Source organism: Acinetobacter sp. N1-1 (assembly GCF_056711485.1).
The window spans coordinates 748,836-766,261 of record NZ_JBWXUO010000012.1; the positions used below are offsets into that span (position 1 = coordinate 748,836).

A 17,426-nucleotide genomic window follows, 5' to 3' on the forward strand; every position below is an offset into this window, starting at 1 on the left:
GACAAGGTCTTCACCGCATTATTGGAGATTCCCACAATGAGTGGTAAACATCCTTTAGTTCAAGCTGTTGAAAATGCACAGTTAAAATCAGATATTCCTGCTTTTGCACCAGGTGATACTGTTGTAGTTCAAGTAAAAGTAAAAGAAGGTGAGCGTGAGCGTCTTCAGGCATTTGAAGGTGTTGTAATCGCGAAGAAAAACCGTGGTTTGAACTCTGCATTCACTGTACGTAAAATTTCAAGCGGTGTTGGTGTTGAGCGTGTATTCCAAACACATTCACCAATCGTTGCTAAAATTGAAGTTAAACGTCGTGGTGACGTACGTCGCGCTAAGCTTTATTACCTACGTGAATTATCTGGTAAAGCTGCACGTATTCGTGAAAAATTACCTGCTCGTAAAGCGAAATAATCTTTACTTGAAGCAAAAAAAATGCGCCAATATGGCGCATTTTTTATTTTTAAAATAATGAATATAAAATTGAGAAATTATAAAAACTGATAATTGTGCTGATCATCGAATTGAGGTTTGTTAATATGACCTGTCTTTTTGTTGTTGTATCAAAATATGTCAGTTCAAAAGAAAAAAATTCAGCGCCGTCATATCCATGGCGTATTTCTACTTAATAAGCCTTTACATCTAAGTTCTAATGCTGCACTGCAAAAAGTACGTTGGTTATTTCGTGCTGAAAAGGCAGGTCATACGGGTGCATTAGATCCTTTAGCAACTGGTTTATTGCCTATCTGTTTAGGTGAGGCAACGAAGTTCTCTCATTATTTACTTGATTCAGTTAAGCGCTATGAAACGACAGTGAAATTAGGTATTACAACAACAACAGGAGATGTAGAGGGAGATGTTTTAGAGCAACGATCTGTACCTGAATTAACTCAAGAAAAAATAGAGAAAGTACTCGAATTATTTCGAGGAGATATCCAGCAAGTACCACCAATGTATTCGGCTTTGAAAAAGCATGGTAAGCCACTTTATGAACTTGCACGACAAGGTATAGAAATAGAGCGAGAAGCACGTCCAATTACGATATCGGATTTAAAACTTGTTGCATTTACTGAAGATAGTCTGACACTAGATGTAACCTGCTCTAAAGGAACATATATCCGTGTACTTGGTGAAGATATTGGAGAAGCACTTGGTTGTGGTGGTCATCTTTCTGCATTGCATCGCGTTGGTACAGGACATTTTGATTTAATTCCAGAATATACCATTGAATATTTAGAGAACTTAACCGAACACGAAAGAGAAGCTTTATTACTTCCTGCATTTGCACCTGTTGAGCATTTCACACGTGTTCAAGTCCCAGAGGGCAGGGCAAAATATTTCTGCAATGGTTTAGAAAGTAATATCGATCATTTTGAAGATAGTCAGGTTTTAGTTTTTGATGGAGAATTATGTTTGGGTTTAGCAGAAATTACAGATAAAAAGAGACTTGTTCCAAAAAGAGTTTTAAACCTATATAGAAGTTAAGAGTGAGTAAAAGGTAAATGGATGTATTAACTGCGATAACGCTCATAGGGTTTGCTTTTACGGCAGGTGCGGTTGATGCTGCTGTTGGTGGCGGTGGATTAATCCAAATCCCTGGTCTGATGAGTACATTTCCCCAGATGCAGCCTGCAACCGTAATTGGTACAAATAAGCTTTCATCTATTTTTGGAACAGCATCGGCAGCTTATACTTTTAGTAAAAAGGTAAAACTGCAATGGGCACTATTAAGTGTTATTGCACTTTGTGCACTTGTTAGTGCATTTGCAGGTGCTGCTTGTTTGTCACTTATTCCTCAATCTGTGCTAAGGCCATTAGTATTTGTTTTATTGGTTGTTATTGCAGTTTATACATTTATAAAAAAAGATTTTGGACAAACAGATAATCAACTTGAAGTAAATAAGAAAGTATTAATCTATGCAGCTATAGGTAGTCTTATTATTGGATTTTATGATGGATTGTTTGGGCCGGGTACGGGCAGTTTTTTCATTTTCTTTTTTATTCGGTTTCTAGGTGTAGACTTTGTACATGCTTCTGCATTGTCTAAAATTGGCAATTTTATGACCAATTTTGCAGCTTTGAGCTTTTTTATTCCAACAGGTCATGCATTAATTGGCATTGGTTTAATGATGGCTACAGCCAATATTATTGGCTCGGTGGTTGGTGTGAAAGTTGCTTTAAAATATGGCAGTGGTTTCGTTCGAAAAATATTTTTAGTACTTGTTTCAGTCTTAATTATTCGAATTGGTTATCAAATGATTAAGGGTTAAAAAAAAGGATCTTTTAAGATCCTTTTTTAAATTGCTGTTCGAGCTGTTTTTGTTTTTTACGCATCTTTCGTTCTAAATTGAGTTTTGTAAAGTGCGTTGAGCATGTGCATCCAATTGAAGCAATGATAATAGTAGATAAAGCAAACCATTGCGAAATAAGCAGACTTTCATGTAAAAAAATGAAGCCTGAAATTGCAGCAACAGCAGGTTCTAAGCTGGTGAGTGTACCAAACACTAAAGGGGGAATTCTTTTGAGTACAATGATTTCAAGTGCGTAGGGTAAAGCACTGGCTAATATTGCAAGTAAAAAGAAATAGCTTAATGACTTTGCCTCAAATGCGTGTGTAAAGCTACCGCTATGGAGTGCAAAAGGTAGTATTAAGCATGTACCAATAAACATGCCTAAACTGGCTGTATTTATTCCCGAAATACCTGCATCTTTTTGACCAGAAAGAATATAGAAAGCCCAACAAGCTCCAGCCCCTAGCGCATATGCAATACCTATTATATTAAAAGAAAATTCACTTTTATTAAACGGAAAAAGTAAACACATACCTAAAATTGCTAGCCCAACCCAAATTAAGTCAAACTTTTGCTTTGCATGAAATAATGCGACAGCTAACGGGCCAATAAATTCAAACGAAACAGCAATACCTAAGGGTAAGTACTTAAGTGACATATAGAATAGAGCATTCATACCACTAAGTGCGATGCCATATATAATAATTGTTTTCCATCGAATATTTTTCCAGTTGATTGTCCATAGACGACCGACAATCGCTAGAACAGTTGCCCCAATTCCTAAGCGCATGGTGGCGACAACTAGAACATCGTGTGTTTGAAATAATGTTTTAGCAAGAGAACCACTGAGTTGAATACTTACAATAGCGATAAGTAGCAGAAAAATTGCAGAGCTGTATTTATTCTGATTTTCTATATTCATATAGGCCTTTTTATTCAGAATAAAAAAGCCACAACTTAAAAGTTATGGCTTCTTCAAATATACGTTTAACTTAGAACAAAACACGAATACGTATTGTTCCTTCAACTTGATGGAGCATATCGAGTGCTTCAGCTGAAGCAGATGCATCTACATCCATAACAAGATAACCAACATCATCTTTAGTCATTAAAGACTGACCTGAGATATTGATATGTTGTTCTGCAAACAGTGTATTAATTTTTGATAATACGCCCGGCACGTTTTTGTGAATATGTAGTAAACGGTGTTTACCTTCTGCCAATGGAAGTGCAATTTCAGGGAAGTTAACCGCAGAAAGTGTCATACCCTTGTCTGAGTAAGCAACAAATTTTTCAGCAACTTCAAAGCCGATATTTGCTTGAGCTTCCATAGTTGAACCACCAACGTGTGGTGTTAAGATCACGTTATCTAAGCCACGTAAAGGAGATTGGAATTCCTCATTGTTACCTTTAGGTTCTTTAGGGAATACGTCAACTGCTGCACCCGCCAAATGACCAGATTTAATTGCATCTGCAAGGTCTTCAATAACAACACATGTACCACGTGCGGCATTTAAGAAGATAGACCCTTGTTTCATCTTATTAAACTGTTCTTTAGTAAAGAAGTTTCGTGTTGATGGAAGATCAGGTACATGTAATGTAACAACATCTGCAGTTTCTAGAAGTTCATCTAATGAACCCACTTGACGTGCATTACCCATTGGTAGTTTTGTTACTGTATCAAAGTAAATGACTTGCATGCCTAAGCTTTCTGCAAGTACAGAAAGTTGTGAGCCAATTGAGCCGTAACCAACGATTCCTAATGTTTTACCACGTGTTTCAAATGAACCAACAGCAGTTTTTTGCCATCCACCACGGTGACATGTTGTCGATTTTTCTGGCACGCCACGAAGTAAAAGAATCGTTTCAGCTAAAACGAGTTCAGCAACTGAACGAGTATTTGAAAATGGTGCATTAAATACAGGTATACCACGACGCATGGCTGCTTTTAAATCAACCTGATTAGTACCAATACAAAAACATCCTACAGCAATTAGTTTGTCTGCTGCTTCAAAGATTTCTTCCGTTAATTGAGTACGGGAGCGAATACCAATAAAGTGTGCATCTTTAACAGCTTCTTTTAAAGCTTCGCCTTCTAATGCAGTTTTGTGATATTCAATATTCGTGTAACCTGCTGCATTTAATGTGTTAATTGCATTTTGGTGTACACCTTCAAGGAGTAAAAAACGAATTTTATCTTTATCAAGAGATAGATGTTGGCTCATTACGGCTCCGCTACAAAGGCCAAATATTGGTTTCAGTATGATAACATAATGATCAACAACTTGTTTATTTCTTGCTAGGTTTGCCAAGATGAGTATTGCAGCACAGTTATCGCCACAATTATTAGCTCAATTGACCGAAATTGTCGGTGAAAGTCGAGTGAAAACGGATGCCAGTAGTTTAGAAAATTGGGGTAAAGATTACACCAAGCATTTTGAGCCGAATCCATCTGTTATTGTTTTTCCTTCATCTACAGAACAAGTACAGCAAATTGTTCAGTTTGCTAATCAAAATCAAATTGCGATTACGCCATCGGGTGGTCGTACAGGATTATCTGCGGGTGCAGTTGCAAGCAATGGTGAAATCGTTGTTAGCTTAGATAAAATGAACCAAATTCTAGATTTCTTCCCAGCAGACCGTATGGTTCGTATTCAAGCAGGGGTGGTAACTGAGCAACTTCAAGAATATGCCGAATCTAAAGATATGTACTATCCAGTCGATTTTGCTTCTGCAGGTTCAAGCCAAATGGGGGGCAATATTGCAACCAATGCTGGTGGTATTAAGGTTATTAAGTATGGTATGACCCGAAACTGGGTGCTTGGCTTAACCGTTGTTACTGGTAAAGGTGATGTATTACGTTTGAATAAAGGCATGATAAAAAATGCAACTGGCTATGCATTACAGCATTTATTTATTGGTGGTGAAGGCACATTAGGAATTGTGACTGAAGCAGAAATTAAGCTAGAGCGTAAGCCACATGACCTACAGGTGATGGTGCTTGGTGTACCTGATTTCGATGCAGTGATGCCAATTTTACATGCATTTCAAAGTAAGATTGATTTAACTGCATTTGAATTTTTTGGTGAAGTTGCAATGCAAAAAGTACTTGACCACGGTCATGTACAACGTCCATTTGATACAGAATGTCCATATTATGTATTGCTAGAATTTGAAGCACCATATGAGCCAATTATGGACTCAGCAATGGAAATTTTTGAGCATTGCATGGAAGAAGGTTGGGTACTTGATGGTGTTCTGAGTCAAAGCCTAGACCAAGTTGAAAGCTTGTGGCGTTTGCGTGAAGATATTTCAGAGTCTATTGCACCGTTTACACCATATAAAAATGATATCTCTGTATTAATTACGCATGTACCTGCATTTATTAAAGAAATTGAAGAAATTGTCGAGCAGAATTATCCAGATTTTGAGATTTGTTGGTTTGGGCACATTGGTGATGGTAATTTACATTTAAATATTCTAAAGCCTGAAAATTTAGATAAAGATGATTTCTTTGCAAAATGTAAAGTCGTAAATGAGCATGTATTTAATACAGTTCAAAAATATGATGGTTCTATTTCAGCAGAACATGGTGTAGGTATGACCAAAAAGCCTTATCTTGCAATGACGAGAAGTCCTGAAGAAATTGAATATATGAAAGCATTGAAAAAAGTTTTTGATCCAAATTCGATTATGAATCCGGGTAAGTTATTTGATTAACCGAATCTAAATAGAAAAGAGCGATGTTATATCGCTCTTTTTTATGTTTTAAATCGCTTTTGTTTGTTGAATTAGCCAGTTCTTTACTTCTCCTGTGAGGTGAGGGAGTAACGCACTTTGAACTTGCTCATGGTATTTATTGAGCCATTGTTTTTCGGGATCTGTTAAAAGATTTTGCTGAATACATGTGGTATTAATTGGGCAGAGCGTAAGATTTTTAAAACATAAAAACTCACCATATTCTTGTGTTTCATGTGGAACAATCTCATTTACAATAAGGTTTTCGATACGAATACCCCATTGTCCTTCTCTATATAGCCCCGGTTCATTGGAAGTAATCATTCCTTCAAGCATCGCGGTATTTTTATTTACAGGTGCATAGTAAGAAATACTATGAGGCCCTTCATGCACATTGAGTGCGAAGCCAACGCCGTGCCCTGTACCATGTCTAAAGTTTAAGTTTTTTTGCCAAAGTGGTTGTCTTGCAATGCTGTCTAATAGTGGTGCGGGTAGACCAACAGGGAAAATTGCTTGTGAAAGAGCAATGTGGCTTTTTAAAACAAGTGTGTAGTCATGCATTTGTTGATCTGTTGGTGTGCCAATTGGAATAACACGAGTAATGTCTGTTGTGCCATCAATGTATTGTCCACCTGAATCAATTAAGAGTAATCCATTGCCTTCAATATAAGAGAATTGTTCTTTCGTGGCTCTATAGTGTGGCAGTGCGCCATTGGCATTAAATCCTGCAATGGTGGCAAAGCTTGGCCCAAGAAATCCATCTTGTGTTGCACGATAAGCGTTAATTTTTTCATCTATAGTGAGTTCAGAAATAACTTCCTGATTTTTAACCGCATGCTCAAGCCAACTGAAAAAATGGCATAACGCAATACCATCTTTTAGCATTGCATTTTGAATATGCTGAATTTCACTTGGCAATTTAACTGCTTTAAAACGCGTTGTTGGGTTAAGGTCTTTTATAATTCTTGTTGTGTTGGGTAATGCATCTGCATGGTAAATAGAAATTTTATTTGGGTCGAGTAGAAGTGTTTGATCTGTTATGTTGGCAAGAAATTTGGCACTGTCTTCGTACGGTAAAATCTCAATTTTATCTTTTAAAAGGGCTTGTTTAAGTTTGTGTGGTATTTTTTCTTCATGAATAAATAAAGTGGTCTTACCCTCTTTAGAAATATAGATATGGGCGAGAAAAACTGGATTATATTCGACATCTTCACCACGACAGTTGAGTAACCAAGCAATATCATCTAGGCTTGAAATGAAGTGTCCATCTATATTTTCAGTTAAGAGATACTGACCAACTTGTTGTATTTTCTCTAAACGAGTGAGATGGTTTAACCCTGTTTGCATTTCATAAATAGGATATTTAGGCAGTGCAGGGCGGTTTTTCCAAAGTGGTGAAATAAAGTCTTTTGTCGTTTGGCAACCAATATTTTTTTTACTCAATGCTGTTGAAAGTTGCTGGTATTGTGAGATTGAAAGGATCTTTCCATCTGTTGCGACAGTATCATTTGGGTTTAGGTGTTTGGCAAGCCATGAAATATGTGTAGAAGCAGGGTCCGCATTCAATTTTTGTAATTTTATTTCTGTATGATGAAGTTGTTGCTCTGCTTGTACCCAATAGCGTCCATCTATCCATAGCCCTGCTTCATTTTCCGTAACAACTAATGTACCGACGGAGCCTGTAAAGCCTGACAACCATACACGAGTTTGCCAATATTCAGGTAGATATTCAGACATATGTGGGTCTGCACTTGGAATGATATAGGCACTAATATGATGTGTCTGCATTTGTTGACGCAGTTGTTTTAATTTCTCTTGTATCGACATATCTTGCATAAATCATCGGCCTTTATTGGTAAACTAATAAATAATATAACACTTAGTGTCCTGACGACTATGATCTCAAGCCAATGTCTTAAAATAGTAAAATAGGGCTAAAATTTAGAGTTGGGCAAGCATGCATGTTCGACCTTTATATAAAAATATGCTAATGTTGCGCTCCTTGAATTGATCAAAAAATGTCACTGTTTAGTTCATATACCTGAAAGCAAATTCAATGCCGCATTCATTTCCAATCAGTTGGTGCTGTATCCGTAATTTGCGAACTCCCATAGTCTATCGTTCAGCAAATGGCACTTTCTGACATTTTTAAGATGCTCTTGCTGTACCTCGTTATTTTTTAGAAAAAAATGCAAAATACTCAAGCAAAAACATTAAGTCTTACGACGTTAATGTTCCCTCTCGCGCTTGTTCTGTTTGAATTGGCGACTTACATTTGTAATGATTTAATTCAGCCTGCGATGTTGCCAATTACGCAGTATTTTGGCGTGAGTCCCACATGGGCTCCTTCTGCAATGTCATTCTATTTATTGGGTGGTGCAGGGGTTGCATGGCTTTTTGGGCCATTATCCGATCGTTATGGTCGTAAAAAAGTATTACTTGCAGGTGTATTATTCTTTACCATTTGCTGTCTTGTTATTTTAGTTACGCAAAATATGTATCAATTCCTTATTTTGCGCTTCTTACAAGGTTCTGGACTAACTATTGTTTCGGCAGTAGGTTATGCAGCGGTACAAGAGTCATTTGAAGAGCGTGATGCTGTGAAAGTCATGGCGCTAATGACCAATATTTCATTATTGGCACCTTTATTAGGGCCTGTTTTTGGTGCGTTCCTGATAGACCATATTTCATGGCATTGGGGTTTTATTTTTATTGTATTGATGTCATTGATAAGCTGGTTTGGTCTTAAGGCATATATGCCTGAAGTAAAGCCGACAGCCGAGAAAAAACCAATGAGCGATTTGTTTGGTGACTTTAAAAAAGTATATGCAGATAGCCACTTTTTAAGTCTAGCAATTGCTTTACCATTGGTTGTTTTACCGTTGATGTTGTGGATATCAATCTCTCCTGTCATGTTGGTGAATGAGCTTGGTTTATCAAGCCTACAATATGGCTTATTTCAAATTCCTATTTTTGGTGGTTTGATTCTAGGTAACATTGTTTTAATTAAAGTTGTCGATCGTTATCCATTAGGTAAAACTATTCTTGCTGGTTTTCCAATTATGCTTGCAGGGGCAGTGATTGCGGCATTGGGGCTTGTTGTTCCATCGCTCACATTACCTCTTCTTTTAATAGGTTTAACACTTGTAAGTTTTGGGGAAGGGATTGCGGTGTCAGTAGTTTTCCGTTTTGCATTTTCTTCTTCAGATATGCCAAAAGGAACAGTTGCAGCAGCAATGTCTATTTTAAATATGCTTTGTTTCTTTACTGGTATTGAAATAGTTCGTGAGTTATATAGCCACTTCCATATGGCGGCTTATTTACTTGCAAGTGTCGTAATTATTTTAATTTGGTTTACGTTCCCGCGCCGTGCTTTGCTCAAAGGTATGCGTTTAAGAGCAGAGGCTGAAGCTAAAGACCAAGCATAAATAAAAAAAGGGGAGTCTTAGAACTCCCTTTTATTTTATCTCTTGTGTAAGAAGCGTATGTTTTAGTGTGCTAATTTCAGGTAGCATTTCAATAAGTAAGGAAATTTGCTTGAGTGTGAGTTGAAGCTGTGCAGATAAGTTCGTTTGAGAAGACAATACTTCAATTTCTAAAAGTTTTGCTTCTATATTTTGTTGAGATAAAGGATGTTGCTCAATTAAAACTTCTCGAAGTGTCTGACCACACCATTGCATAAGTGACAAAATATTTTCATCATCGACAGTATGACGGTGTGCCCCGAGTGCAGAAATATAGCTAAGTTGACTATGGCTTAAAATAAGATAGCGAAAGGCATCATGAATGAGTGTTTTATTTGGGTTAGGTTCTGTACTCAAACTTGAAATCATATTTGCAAGTTCAGTCTGTCTATTATGAGCAAAACGCCGTGCTGTACGGTATCTCATACCATTATCACGGCCATATTCGTATTGGTAGCTAATTTCATCTAAGTAGTCGAGTGTTGCGATATCACTATTAATAATGTTCTTGGAAATATTACGACATTGCCAATCAGGCCAAATAAAACTAACAGCAAACCATGCAATGAAACAGCCAAGTAAAGTATCTATAATTCTAGGTAAGATAATATCGTATGCAGATCCTTTAAGACTAAAAATAAGTAAAACCATGAGTGTTGCCATAAGTGTTGCTATAGCATATTTTTTGACACGTAAATAGAAGAATAGTACGGAGCAAATTACAGTTAGCATAAGTTGACTTTCTGTATTCTGTATAAAATACAAGATAGGTACGCCAATAATAACGCCTGAAATTGTACCCAGCGTACGCATTTTTAAACGACTTTTTGTTGCAAAATAACTGACTTGGCAAACAAATAGACTTGTTAAAAGTATCCAATAACCATTTTTGGAAAATGGGAAAAGAGAAATGCCGTAACCGACACAAAAGACAAAAGCAATGCGTACAGCATGTCGAAATAAGGAAGACTGAGGTGTAAGGTGTTGTTTGAATTTTAAGACTAGATCTCCCCAGTCTTGAATATCATTATCTAATAGGTTGGTATTATTCTCGGTTATATTATGAAATGCAGGTGAGTTTTCTATTTGGTGTGTAAGTGTTAATTGAAACAGTTGCTCATAAATGTTTTTTAAATTATTTAGAATAAGGCACAAATTTTTAACTTCAAGATTATTTGGATTCTCTTCAATCCAATCGTGCATTGAGCTTTCTAGATGTGAAAGTGCAATTGTATGCTCTTCTTTTACTTTATATACAGTATGTTGCAATATAGATTGTGCAAGGTCTGTACATGCTTGGGAGGTAAGTCGAACCGTTTTTTGTATTCTAAAGATAAGGTCGCTACGGCTAAAGTTGGTACCAATACGCTCATAGTTTAAGTAATTTGATGCAGCTTGCTCATGAATATCTTGTGCAAAAAAATGGAGATGTAACCATCTCAGTGTATTTTTATTCGCACGTGATGCTTTGAGTCTTGTTAGAAGTGCGCTTTTAGTTGTATCTAGGTGTTGAACAAGGTTTGCATTTTTCATTGAAAGGGTTAAAAGCAAATTATGAATCTGTTCTTTATTATTGTCAGGATCAAAGAGTTTGGATTTATGTGTGAGAAGGTCTGAAATAGAAAGAAAGGTTTTTGCTAGACTATCTTGCACAAAAAGTGTGGGTTTCAATAGATAAAATATAATAGAAGTGACGCCATACCAAAGTGCACCAGATACAAAGCAAGTTGGTTGAAAGTACCATATACTATGACCATCAAGTCCAAACATCGTGTAGACTGATAGTAGAATTGTACCAAAAGAGATCACTGAATATCTCTGTCCTAGGCTTCCTAGAAGAATTAAAAAGCCACTAGAGAGTGAAAGATAAAGAATAAAAAGTAAGGGATAGGGGGCAAGAAATTCTAAAATACTGCTCGTAACAAAAAACAAGATGCATACATACAGTAAGTTACGTAGCCTAATACTGAGCCGATCGTCAAAGTCAGTCAATGCGGCTGCAATTGCGCCAAGTGTAACGGGAACAATATATTCAATACAGCCTATATAATATAAACCGAGTAATGTGCCTGAAAATACAATAAAAATTTGTAGGCAGTAGATGAAAAGAACATTCGATTTATATTGATTTAATTTTTCTAATAAACTGCTCACAGACGTTAAAACACCTTTAATTTTTTATAAAGATTGTTCTTTTTTTTAGAGCATGTCAAATATTTTAATGTCTAAATAATAATCAGATTATTGGGTTATATGTGCATTAATGACATTCCATGTTGTATCAGGTGTAAATTGTATTGAAGACATATTCATTGTTATGGGTATACGTGCATTCACACCATTAACTATAACTTTTCCAGCAGTATCTGAAGAAATATCATGATAGTTTAAGTCATGCCAATAGGCTTGATCATGCCCAGATTTCTTTTCATACACTGTATCAATCATAATAGGGTATTTTACATCATGCATGTACACATGATTGTATGAGATATTGGCAACTTCACCTGCAGAAGATTGATCACTTTTAATTCTTAAGCCATTGGTTGTATGATCCATTATTAAGTCATCGACTTGTATGTTAAATATGCCACCACTGGTTTCACTTCCAATAGACATACCGTGACCTGTTCCGAAGTGGTTATGAGTAAATAACATATTCTCAGCAGGTGAATGATTGGCTTTAATTGCAACATTGTCGTCCCCTGTACTAATTTGGCTATATGCAACGATTACATTTTTTGATGAGATTGGGTCAATCCCATCTGTATTTCGTGCATTTTTAGGCGTTTTTATATTAACTCCCCAAGCCATTAAGCCATCACTTTCTTTAAATACGACATGAAAGTTAGGGGAGTTAATGAGCTGAATATTATATAGCGTAATATCTTGGCTATGATTCATTTGAATAAGCCGAGGATTATTTTGCTTTAATTTCTCTCGTTTTGCATCAGTTGCGAGTGACCACCATGTTGAGTTTGGCAGATCTACAAGAGGAAAATTTCCTTGTCCATCTATTGTTCCAGAGCCATATAATCCACTATGTTTGACATGGTCAAAAGTAATGAATGGTTGACATCCACCACCATGATGATCGAGCTTGCCACAAGTTTGCTTACCTATATCAAAAGAAGCAGCACGATTTATTGCTTTAAGTACGACACCAGATTGAATCACTAAGCTACGCTCAGATGGTATAAAGAGGGGGCTACTTGTGAATATATGCTGTTTACCATTTGGGGCTAAGTAAACAGCTTTCCCTTTTTCACAATGGTCTAAAGCTTGTTGAATAGTTTGTGCTGCATCTGTATTCGTAGGCATCAATATATTACAACTATCGGGAATTGTAGGTTCTTGAAGTATAAGATCTTTTGCAAATACTGATGTTGTTGATGAAATGAGATTGATGCAGGTGAATACAGATAAAGCAAGAGTATGTGGTACGGTTTTAATATTCATTTATAGTTACGGGTAATATATTGAAACTAATAGCTTAAATCAGAAATATTTAGTATTTAAGAGAATTACTCTATTTTTTGAATTGTATTTTAAGTGTTTAAAGAAAGATGTTGTACTTGCGAAAAGTACAACATCTTTTTTTAAATTAGTAGCCAACAGTAAATCGTTCGCGAATATGTTGCCTTTTTTCTAAAGCATCAACTAAAGCAATTGCATAATCTTCTGCAGAAATTTGACTGCCTTGTTCATTGCTTATAAGAGTATCTTTAGCTGTACGAAACTTTCCTGTGCGTTCACCGGGTTGGAATAATGCAGATGGAGAAATAAATGTCCAGTCAAGATCTTGAACTTGTTTAAGTTGGTCTAGGTATAAACAACCTGGTTCTGCTTCACTACGATATTCTTGAGGAAAGTTTGGTGAGTCAATCAAACGTGTTTGGTCTGGTAAAAGTAGACTGCCTGCACCACCAACAACAAGATAGCGTTTGACGCCTGATTGTCTTACAGCATTAATAAGGGCCTTACCATCAAGATCAGCAAAGCGTACAGCACTTATAACGGCATCGTGACCCTTTAATACTTCAATTAGTGCTTTTTGATCTTTAATATCTACAGCTTTTGCTGTTACAGCATTATTTTTCTCAATTTTATCGATATTTCTTGCAATTGCAGTGACTTTATTTCCACGAGAAATAAGCTCATTTAGTATGCGAGAACCAGCCATGCCTGATGCACCAATAATAGCAACTTTCATATTTTTACTCCTATATTTTATTCTTAGACTATCGTGTTTAATGAGGTGTTTAAATAGACCAAATTAAAATGCACTGTTGCATATATTGAAACAGTATATTGGTTAATAAATGTGTACATAACTTAGATTTTAATACTTCTTTTACTATTTATTGATACTAAAGAGCGATAGGAACGTAGAAGATATAAATGGTGACTGCTTATTTTGTATTGTTAGATATCTGAAAAGATTCTTTCCAAATTGCCAATAAAATTGCAAGAATAACAGGACCAAGAATAAGGCCAATAAAGCCAAAGCTTGCTACACCACCAAGCACACCAAACATAATAATTAAGAAGGGTATATCTGTTGTTTTTGAAATAAAAAGTGGACGAATAATATTGCTAGATGGTGTTACAACACAGCAGCCCCATAAAAATATAATGAGTGCAGATACAGCTTGGTTTTGTGATAACAGCCAAACGGCGATGCTGCCGTAACAGATAGGTGTTCCTAAAGGAATAAAAGCAAGTGAAAATGTAAGTAAAGACATGAATAGGGCATTTGGAATGCCTACAAAAATATAGCTAATCCCTGCTAAAATAGATTGGATAAAAGCAGTAAAACCAATGCCATAAATGACGGCATGTGTTGTTTGCGCAATGGTTTTTATATAGGGCTTAGAGCGTTCACCGAATAAATTTTTTAAAATTGAGTGGCTTTGTACAAGTAATAGTTCGCCGTCTCTGTATAAAAAAAATAGTGAAGTAAGCATGCAAAATAAATAAAAAATACATTGACCTAATTCATTTAAAATAATGCCACCATAATTTAAATGAGTTTGAATCCAAGATATAAATTTTTGAATAAAAACATGTGGATTGGCATTTATTTGCGAGATTAGATTTTGTAAGGTTTCGCTTAGAATAGGAATATGCTGTAAAGAAGTCGGAAGAGCTAACTGACCAATTAATAAACTATGTTGTAGCTCTATAAATAAAACTTGGGCTTCTCTTTGTAGTGTAAATAGAGCAAGAATAAATGGAAACCCAAAAATAGTAATGAATAGTACAAGCATGATTGATGTGTTCATTACTTTGTATTGGTGCCCAATTTTACTTTGAATAAGTGTATATAGTGGCCAAGTTATATAGGCAATAATGATTGCCCATAGAATAGGAAAAATAAAGTATTTAAGAACAGAAAAACTTAAATAGATAAAAACGAGTAGAACAAGAAAAATGAGAATATGTTTTAGTGATGGGACAGTATCTTTTAGCATTTTGCGTTGTTATTTTTTCAAATGTAAGTAAATCGTTAATAAGCAAAACATATAAGATAAGTCCCTTAATATTTAGGAGTAAGTTAGTTGTTTAGAACCATTCAGTATCATCTTCAATAATACGGTCTAATATAGGTTGCCATTGTTTTTGAATATCGACAAAACGTTTTTGCTGATGATCAAAAATGCTCAAGCCTTGCATTGCTTGCTGTCCGTAAACGGTACGCTCAGAAATCCAAGCGATTGGTTCATGCTCAACCTTTTTAAAGAAATCCTGAACGTCTTGTGATTTCATACTATGGTATTTCACACGATTGGCGAGCAGTAGGATATCTACTTTTCCTTTACGAATTCTTTTAATATCTTGCAAGCGCTTGAGAAACTTTTTTGTACTATTTAAATCGAAAAAGGAAGGCTGTAGTGGTGTAATAATTGCATGGCTTTCGCTAATAAGCTGTTCAGCATGTTCCCCAGAAACAGCACCTGGTGCATCAATAATGAGATATTCAACATCTTTAGGTACATCACCAATTGAATTCTCATTTCTCCAATCGAGTGAACGAATTTTATATGCCGTATTAGGTCTTTGCTTTAGCCATTGCAATGTTGATTTTTGTGTATCTGCATCTGCTAAAGCGACCTTATAGCCTTTTGCAGCAAGTGCAGTTGCAATCGTAATTGCTGTATTGGTTTTTCCACATCCGCCTTTTTGGTTTGCAACTAAAATTGTTTTCATGAGAGATCGTATATTCTATTTTGTAATAATGTAACATCTTTTTAATAAAAAATTAACATTTATAACAGTTAAGAATCTAGATTCTTGTGATGTTAAAATTTGGTAGATTAATTTCTTTCATTATGAATAACAGGAAAATTAGCGAATGTCCATCTGGATTTCAGCACTAATCGGTGGTTTTGTTGGGGCAATTATAACAACAATATTCTTGTCGAGTTTTAGGAATGGAAAAATTCAAGCTGAATATGAAAAGTATATTGCAGAACTAGAGTTAGAACATCAGGAGGCTTTAACAGAAGCAAAAAAAAGAAGTGTAAATACTAGTCGAGCTGTTTTAAAAGGAAAAATGGCGGAGCAGTTTGCACCATTATTTCCTCAGTTTGAATATTTGCCTGCCGATGCTCGATTTTTAGGAGATCCAATAGATTATGTGGTATTTAATAATTATAGTGATTTTCGTGATGGAGAGGCACATGCTGACGATATTGAAGTAATACTTATTGATATTAAAAGTGGTAATGCACGTTTAACGAAAGGTCAGCAAGCGATTGCAAGAGCCATTAAAGCAGGTCGAGTGCGCTTTGAAACGATTAAAATTAATCCATTTTGAAATATGGAATTTAGCTTAAAAAGTATCTAATTTTATTTACTCAAAATTAAAAATTGTAGATTGAAAATTTTCATCGCTTGGGTTTAATGTATTATATTCTAAAAGAATCGTAGGTCAGTGCCGATTCTTTTAATAATTGAATAATGATATAAAAATGAGTGAGCAAAAATGAAATATCTATTGTGCATTAGCGCACTCTGTATGGGACTGTTATTGGTTGGCTGTTACAGCAGTAGTCCAACTGTTGATGGGAAGACGCATGTTTTCACATTAAAGCAAAAATGCCCTGCATTGTTGGAAATGAAAGTTGGACAGAGTTTAATGTTCCATGCACCTGAAAATCCGAGTACAGGATATCAGTGGCAATTGGTTAAACCATTGAAGCTTTTTAGTATGGATGAAGAAGAGCAAAAGCCAAAACAAGAAGAACACAGACCAATTGTGGGACAAGCAGCAGAAAAAATCTATCAATTTGATGCAAAAAAACCAGGGGAAGAGGAAATTCATTTGGAGTATATCCGTCCATGGGAAAAAAATGTGACTCCTGCAGAAAGTTGGCAATGTCGTATACGTATTTCTTAATGTTTAAGTTGTAGATTTTTTTTCCAAGACATAAGTTGTTGTTCTGCTTGAGTTAAAATTTGAATATTAGCAGGGGTAGGGTGCTCATTTGTCAGTTGAGTTTTGCTTTTTAAGAAAGCAGCCTGCCGTTGCCAGTATTGATTTAATAAACTTTGAATATAGTGCCCTTGGTCAGTTTTTAAATCAAGATCATCTAACATATTTACAGCTGCGCGTGCTTGCTCATATTTCCTTTGTAGTATGTAGTCTTCTCTTAGAATATTTTGTTGTTTAAGTTGAATTAATTCATTATAAATATTTTGTGTTGTTGTACTAAAGTCATCATTAAATTGATCAAGTTGTTCAATATCACTGCTATCTTCTTGAGTTAGTTTAAAGGAGCGTATATTTGTTTGCATACCGATTTTTTTTTCAGTTTTGTTCGTTAGAGGCGTTGAGTCTTTTTCGTGACACCCCCCGAGGTAAATTGCCAATATGCTGAAGAGAAAAGTCGTATGTATTTTTGGATATTTCATAGAGCTATGCTTAAGAACCTTT

16 protein-coding genes are annotated in these 17,426 nt (G+C 35.7%); 7 read left to right on the forward strand and 9 right to left on the reverse strand.

The genetic code is table 11. The features are described from left to right. Positions 1 to 36 precede the first annotated feature (36 nt). From rplS to AC1MPL_RS03755, 3 genes are all read left to right on the forward strand, one after another. Positions 37 to 408, forward strand: coding sequence for a 50S ribosomal protein L19 (gene rplS, locus AC1MPL_RS03745; protein ID WP_023273467.1), 372 nt, complete (start codon positions 37 to 39; stop codon positions 406 to 408). A gap of 156 nt (positions 409 to 564) precedes the next feature. Beyond that, complete coding sequence (gene truB / locus AC1MPL_RS03750) at positions 565 to 1,479, forward strand: tRNA pseudouridine(55) synthase TruB (protein ID WP_479764345.1); 915 nt, start codon at positions 565 to 567, stop codon at positions 1,477 to 1,479. 17 nt (positions 1,480 to 1,496) lie between these two features. Then, positions 1,497 to 2,264: a sulfite exporter TauE/SafE family protein gene (locus AC1MPL_RS03755; RefSeq protein ID WP_479764347.1), complete on the forward strand. Its 768-nt coding sequence runs from the start codon at positions 1,497 to 1,499 to the stop codon at positions 2,262 to 2,264. A gap of 13 nt (positions 2,265 to 2,277) precedes the next feature. On the opposite strand, the gene AC1MPL_RS03760 is transcribed toward AC1MPL_RS03755, so the two are convergent. Together AC1MPL_RS03760 and serA are read right to left on the reverse strand one after the other, a co-directional pair. Beyond that, entirely contained in the window at positions 2,278 to 3,207 is a 930-nt protein-coding gene (locus AC1MPL_RS03760; RefSeq protein ID WP_479764349.1) for an EamA family transporter, read from the reverse strand. A 70-nt stretch (positions 3,208 to 3,277) separates the two neighbouring features. Next, entirely contained in the window at positions 3,278 to 4,510 is a 1,233-nt protein-coding gene (gene serA, locus AC1MPL_RS03765) for a phosphoglycerate dehydrogenase (RefSeq protein ID WP_479764350.1), read from the reverse strand. 88 nt (positions 4,511 to 4,598) lie between these two features. On the opposite strand from serA, the gene AC1MPL_RS03770 reads away from it, so the two are divergent. Then, positions 4,599 to 6,005 carry an FAD-binding oxidoreductase gene (locus AC1MPL_RS03770; RefSeq protein WP_479764352.1) on the forward strand — a complete coding sequence of 469 codons (1,407 nt, stop codon included), beginning with the start codon at positions 4,599 to 4,601 and terminating at the stop codon, positions 6,003 to 6,005. A gap of 48 nt (positions 6,006 to 6,053) precedes the next feature. Here the strand turns inward: AC1MPL_RS03770 and AC1MPL_RS03775 are convergent, their stop codons facing one another. Then, positions 6,054 to 7,859: an aminopeptidase P family protein gene (locus AC1MPL_RS03775; RefSeq protein ID WP_479764354.1), complete on the reverse strand. Its 1,806-nt coding sequence runs from the start codon at positions 7,857 to 7,859 to the stop codon at positions 6,054 to 6,056. A 353-nt stretch (positions 7,860 to 8,212) separates the two neighbouring features. On the opposite strand from AC1MPL_RS03775, the gene AC1MPL_RS03780 reads away from it, so the two are divergent. After that, positions 8,213 to 9,451, forward strand: coding sequence for an MFS transporter (locus tag AC1MPL_RS03780; protein WP_479764356.1), 1,239 nt, complete (start codon positions 8,213 to 8,215; stop codon positions 9,449 to 9,451). Positions 9,452 to 9,481: 30 nt separating this feature from the next. Here AC1MPL_RS03780 and yccS read toward each other — a convergent pair whose 3' ends face one another. From yccS to AC1MPL_RS03805, 5 genes are all read right to left on the reverse strand, one after another. Next, positions 9,482 to 11,641: a YccS family putative transporter gene (gene yccS, locus AC1MPL_RS03785; RefSeq protein WP_479764358.1), complete on the reverse strand. Its 2,160-nt coding sequence runs from the start codon at positions 11,639 to 11,641 to the stop codon at positions 9,482 to 9,484. A gap of 87 nt (positions 11,642 to 11,728) precedes the next feature. Further along, positions 11,729 to 12,946 (reverse strand): glycoside hydrolase family 28 protein, encoded by a 1,218-nt coding sequence (locus AC1MPL_RS03790; protein WP_479764360.1) that lies wholly within the window; start codon positions 12,944 to 12,946, stop codon positions 11,729 to 11,731. Positions 12,947 to 13,091: 145 nt separating this feature from the next. Next, positions 13,092 to 13,700, reverse strand: a complete 609-nt coding sequence (locus AC1MPL_RS03795) for an NAD(P)-dependent oxidoreductase (RefSeq protein WP_479764362.1) — start codon at positions 13,698 to 13,700, stop codon at positions 13,092 to 13,094. Positions 13,701 to 13,899: 199 nt separating this feature from the next. Further along, the gene (locus tag AC1MPL_RS03800; RefSeq protein WP_479764364.1) at positions 13,900 to 14,961 is read right to left on the reverse strand and encodes an AI-2E family transporter; all 1,062 of its coding nucleotides are present in this window, start codon (positions 14,959 to 14,961) and stop codon (positions 13,900 to 13,902) included. 91 nt (positions 14,962 to 15,052) lie between these two features. Beyond that, on the reverse strand, positions 15,053 to 15,697 hold the full coding sequence (locus tag AC1MPL_RS03805) for a division plane positioning ATPase MipZ (RefSeq protein ID WP_479764366.1): 645 nt from the start codon (positions 15,695 to 15,697) through the stop codon (positions 15,053 to 15,055). A gap of 145 nt (positions 15,698 to 15,842) precedes the next feature. Here AC1MPL_RS03805 and AC1MPL_RS03810 point away from each other — a divergent pair, with 145 nt between their 5' ends. Together AC1MPL_RS03810 and AC1MPL_RS03815 are read left to right on the forward strand one after the other, a co-directional pair. Continuing rightward, the gene (locus AC1MPL_RS03810; RefSeq protein ID WP_479764367.1) at positions 15,843 to 16,307 is read left to right on the forward strand and encodes a Holliday junction resolvase-like protein; all 465 of its coding nucleotides are present in this window, start codon (positions 15,843 to 15,845) and stop codon (positions 16,305 to 16,307) included. Between the two features lie 168 nt (positions 16,308 to 16,475). Beyond that, complete coding sequence (locus AC1MPL_RS03815) at positions 16,476 to 16,889, forward strand: protease inhibitor I42 family protein (protein WP_479764369.1); 414 nt, start codon at positions 16,476 to 16,478, stop codon at positions 16,887 to 16,889. Here the strand turns inward: AC1MPL_RS03815 and AC1MPL_RS03820 are convergent. Beyond that, on the reverse strand, positions 16,886 to 17,404 hold the full coding sequence (locus tag AC1MPL_RS03820) for a hypothetical protein (RefSeq protein ID WP_479764370.1): 519 nt from the start codon (positions 17,402 to 17,404) through the stop codon (positions 16,886 to 16,888). The genes AC1MPL_RS03815 and AC1MPL_RS03820 overlap by 4 nt on opposite strands. Between the last annotated feature and the right edge of the window lie 22 nt (positions 17,405 to 17,426).

Bases quoted from the DNA above. Each gene is read 5' to 3' on its own strand.
- AC1MPL_RS03805 (WP_479764366.1), bottom strand. From the start codon at position 15,697: ATGAAAACAATTTTAGTTGCAAACCAAAAAGGCGGATGTGGAAAAACC.
- AC1MPL_RS03790 (WP_479764360.1), bottom strand. From the start codon at position 12,946: ATGAATATTAAAACCGTACCACATACTCTTGCTTTATCTGTATTCACC.
- AC1MPL_RS03795 (WP_479764362.1), bottom strand. From the start codon at position 13,700: ATGAAAGTTGCTATTATTGGTGCATCAGGCATGGCTGGTTCTCGCATA.
- AC1MPL_RS03755 (WP_479764347.1), top strand. From the start codon at position 1,497: ATGGATGTATTAACTGCGATAACGCTCATAGGGTTTGCTTTTACGGCA.
- AC1MPL_RS03775 (WP_479764354.1), bottom strand. From the start codon at position 7,859: ATGCAAGATATGTCGATACAAGAGAAATTAAAACAACTGCGTCAACAA.
- rplS (WP_023273467.1), top strand. From the start codon at position 37: ATGAGTGGTAAACATCCTTTAGTTCAAGCTGTTGAAAATGCACAGTTA.
- AC1MPL_RS03800 (WP_479764364.1), bottom strand. From the start codon at position 14,961: ATGCTAAAAGATACTGTCCCATCACTAAAACATATTCTCATTTTTCTT.
- AC1MPL_RS03770 (WP_479764352.1), top strand. From the start codon at position 4,599: ATGAGTATTGCAGCACAGTTATCGCCACAATTATTAGCTCAATTGACC.
- AC1MPL_RS03820 (WP_479764370.1), bottom strand. From the start codon at position 17,404: ATGAAATATCCAAAAATACATACGACTTTTCTCTTCAGCATATTGGCA.
- AC1MPL_RS03780 (WP_479764356.1), top strand. From the start codon at position 8,213: ATGCAAAATACTCAAGCAAAAACATTAAGTCTTACGACGTTAATGTTC.
- AC1MPL_RS03815 (WP_479764369.1), top strand. From the start codon at position 16,476: ATGAAATATCTATTGTGCATTAGCGCACTCTGTATGGGACTGTTATTG.
- AC1MPL_RS03810 (WP_479764367.1), top strand. From the start codon at position 15,843: ATGTCCATCTGGATTTCAGCACTAATCGGTGGTTTTGTTGGGGCAATT.
- truB (WP_479764345.1), top strand. From the start codon at position 565: ATGTCAGTTCAAAAGAAAAAAATTCAGCGCCGTCATATCCATGGCGTA.
- serA (WP_479764350.1), bottom strand. From the start codon at position 4,510: ATGAGCCAACATCTATCTCTTGATAAAGATAAAATTCGTTTTTTACTC.
- AC1MPL_RS03760 (WP_479764349.1), bottom strand. From the start codon at position 3,207: ATGAATATAGAAAATCAGAATAAATACAGCTCTGCAATTTTTCTGCTA.